The following is a 3,512-nucleotide window of genomic DNA, read 5'->3' as shown; positions in this document are numbered from 1 at the left end:
TACTTACTTTCTATTCGTAGCTTATGCTCTTGTGAGCTTTTTTACCCACCTCCCCACTTTTCAAACATCCTCTAAGAAACTATGTTTGCCCGATTTTAAAATATTATGAACCTATCCACGATCGTACTACTAGCTCTTGCCGCTGGTATGACATTTGGTGCTATCCTCCATGAAGTTTTGCCTACTTGGGTCGAACCGCTAAATATTTACTGTTTAGATCCTGTGGGACAAGCGTTTCTACGTTTGATTCAATTTGTAGTGGTACCGATTGTTTTTTCTTCACTCCTTTTAGCTCTGACCCGTCTCCAGAATGCCTCTCAAGTTGGGCGTTACACTGCTAAATTACTGTTTAGCTATATTCTTACCAGTATTATGGCTGTCGGATTGGGCATATTTACCGCCATTGTCATGCACCCTGGTACTGGCACGACAGGACTCGTCCAAGCCCATATCGAAGTAGATGCTGGAGCTGCGCCTGACCTAATTGCTTGGTTGGTGGGTCTGATTCCCATTAATCCCCTCGGTGCCCTCAGTTCGGGAAATTTACTTCAAACTATTTTTTCGAGCGCACTGATTGGAATTGGCATTCAACAAGCAGGCGAGCGCGCTCGACCATTTGTGGAATTCATTGAAAGTATCTATGCCATCAGTGAAAAAATTCTGTTCTTAATTCTCTACACTGCACCCGTTGGGGTATTTGCCCTGATGAGTTCTGTCATTGCCGTCCAAGGAATTGGCATTTTGGGTAGGTTACTTACGTATATGGTGGGCGTTGTTTTAGCAATCGGTTTGATGATAGGAGTCTATGCAGTGTTACTGTGGATCTCCCAATCGAAGCCATTGCACTTTTTCCGCAGTTTTGCCCCTAGTTTAACCCTCGCATTTGGTACTGCTAGCTCGAATGCTGCTTTGCCTGTAGCCCTACAAAACGCGCAAGAAAAGTATGGTCTGTCGCCGACAATCGCTAGTTTTGCCATTCCCTTGGGTACGGCTCTCAAACGTGATGGGATGGCAGTGGGACAGGGGTTTAATGCCTTGTTTGTCGCACAGCTCTATGATGTCCCGTTGACACCTAGTCTGCTGTTCGCAGTGGTTTTGAGTACGTTACTCGTGTCCTTTAGTACGGCTGGCGTTCCTGGTGCGGGAATTGTGATGATGGCAACAATTTTTACAGCGGCGGGGTTGCCGCTAGAAGGAGTTGCTATTTTGGCTGGAGTAGATCGATTGACCGATAGTTTTCACACCTTACTTAATGTAATAGGCAACACGGCTCATGCTGTAATGCTAGAACGGTGGGAACCTCAGTCTCAGTCTCAGTCTGATGTGGTGGAATTGAGAGTGTTACCAGTTACCTCCGAAGTTGAGACGGGCTAACTGGTCAAGCAATCCATAGATTGTTCTCAGCTTATAGTACTATTTAATATCATCCGCGCGGTCAGGATCGATCGGATGATGTTAATTCAGCTCGATCGGGTTGCAGAATCGGTGTAGTCACAACTGGTAAGTGTGCCCCAATCAATCCCCTCTGAATATGTTCGGGTGTTTGCGGAAATAGCACGAATAATGGATAAAGATATTCGCCACTTTCACAAATAATATGCCGATAGTATTGCGGCATTACCCATTCATAGTCGTGGTCTAGCATTACTTGGGTTTGTCGCCACCGCGCTAGTAAATCGGAAAGATCTTCTTCAGGGCGATGGATGAAGATAATAATCTCGCCACCCATCTTAATTTTCCATTCTGGATCGCACATTAAATAAGCAAGATCGCAAGGAAGTAAGATTGTTTTAGAAGTAGCCGTTATCGGCGAAAACTGATTTAATTGTTGTCCGATCGTCACCTTTCGGAGTTGGACGACAGGCAAAGGCATGGTAATCAAACTTTCTTCCGATCGTCTGATACTGGGAATCATTTCCAGATACGGGCGATACTGCTTGAGCAGCTCGATCGCTTCTGTATGGTTGCTATATTGAGATAATATTTGCTCGTAGTCTGACTTTTTGATAGACATTTAAGTTAATTGATAATTGATAATTGATAATTGATAATTAACTTTTGAATCATAAGCTCCGGCAGTGTTGATAATGAGATACTCACATCGATCGAAATTGACGAACATTATAGTAAGTTTTAGCCTGATATCGCTCGTGCCCAGCTAATAATTAGGTAGAGTAATGAATGCCACTACTCTACCTAGATTGTTTGAGGAAATATTTTAAATTTATTAGCCGAGTTTCTCGAATACTTTGAACATTGGTAAGTACATCGAAAGCAAGATGACTGCAACCATCCCAGCCAGGAAGACCATCATAATTGGTTCGAGGACGCTGGTAAGAGCCTTAACAGCTTGTTCGACTTCATCTTCATAGAAGTCGGCAACTTTCATCATCATCGTATCCAATTCTCCAGTTTCTTCGCCGATACTGATCATTTGAATCGCCAACGGTGGAAAAACTTTCTCGCGCATGAGAGCGTTACTTAACATCCCCCCTTGTTGAACTTCAATCTTAGACTTCTCGATCGCATTAGAAATTACTTGGTTGCCAGCAGTATCGCGGACGATATCGAGCGAATTTAAAATTGGTACACCCGATCGAGTTAAAGTCCCAAAAATCCGACAGAATCTTGCGGTTGCAGATTTTTCATTCAAGTCGCCAATAATTGGCATTTTCAAGAAAAAACGATCCATTGTCAGTTTACCAATTGTGGTTTTGTAATACTGATTATAGGCAAAAATTAATCCACCAATGACCACGATCGGAATCAAGACCATCCAACTAGTTAAGATGCCACTGACGCCCAACATAAATAATGTTAGACCAGGCAACTCCGTCCCTAAACCTTTAAAGATACCTGCAAATACTGGAATTAAGAAAATTGTCATCCCTAAGAAGACTAAAATTGCTAAAATCCCCACAGCTACGGGATAAGCCATTGCGCCTTTAACTTGGTTTTTGAGGCGAGACATATCTTCTAATACTTTAGCCAAACGATTGAGTACTTCATCGAGTACCCCACCCACTTCTCCAGCTTGTACCATGCTGACATATAGAGTATCAAAACATTCTGGGTGTCGGCGCATGGCGTCAGATAGGTTGATCCCCTGTTGAACGTCAGTACTGACTTGGGCAAGCACTTTACGTAATTTGGGATTACCACACTGTTCGGATAGAACTGTCAGACATCTCACCATTGCCACGCCAGCATTAACCATGGCAGCAAATTGACGGGAGAATACAGCTTTATCCCGAACAGTCACAGGATTTATGGCTGCTTCGATGTCTTGGAAGTCAATTTTGGTGACATCAAAAGATTTAACAGGTCTAATATTTTGAATGAATTGATATTTTTGTTTGAGCTTTTTGCGAGCGGAATCTACAGTTTGAGCGTCAACTTTTTCCTGTTTGACATTACCTTGGGCGTCACGGACTTCAGCTATAAAAGTTGGCATAAGTTTAAGAGTTGGGAGTTGGGAGTTGCGGCTCGCGCTCGTCGGGTTTCCCGACGGT

3 protein-coding genes are annotated in these 3,512 nt (G+C 43.3%); 1 reads left to right on the top strand and 2 read right to left on the bottom strand.

Annotated features, from left to right (window positions below; translation table 11 throughout):
- Nucleotides 1–105 precede the first annotated feature (105 nt).
- Nucleotides 106–1,374, top strand: coding sequence for a dicarboxylate/amino acid:cation symporter (locus C7B77_RS26325; protein WP_106311968.1), 1,269 nt, complete (start codon nt 106–108; stop codon nt 1,372–1,374).
- Nucleotides 1,375–1,435: 61 nt separating this feature from the next.
- On the opposite strand, the gene C7B77_RS26320 is transcribed toward C7B77_RS26325, so the two are convergent.
- A complete protein-coding gene (locus tag C7B77_RS26320; RefSeq protein WP_106311965.1) occupies nt 1,436–2,014 on the bottom strand; it encodes a hypothetical protein in 579 nt (192 codons plus the stop codon).
- A 213-nt stretch (nt 2,015–2,227) separates the two neighbouring features.
- On the bottom strand, nt 2,228–3,454 hold the full coding sequence (locus tag C7B77_RS26315) for a type II secretion system F family protein (RefSeq protein ID WP_106311962.1): 1,227 nt from the start codon (nt 3,452–3,454) through the stop codon (nt 2,228–2,230).
- Nucleotides 3,455–3,512 lie beyond the last annotated feature (58 nt).

Origin of the sequence: Chamaesiphon polymorphus CCALA 037 (assembly GCF_003003845.1) — a bacterium.
Taxonomy (GTDB): domain Bacteria; phylum Cyanobacteriota; class Cyanobacteriia; order Cyanobacteriales; family Chamaesiphonaceae; genus Chamaesiphon; species Chamaesiphon polymorphus.
Note: the sequence above shows the minus strand (reverse complement) of the source record. Positions and strands in the feature narration are given on the sequence as shown.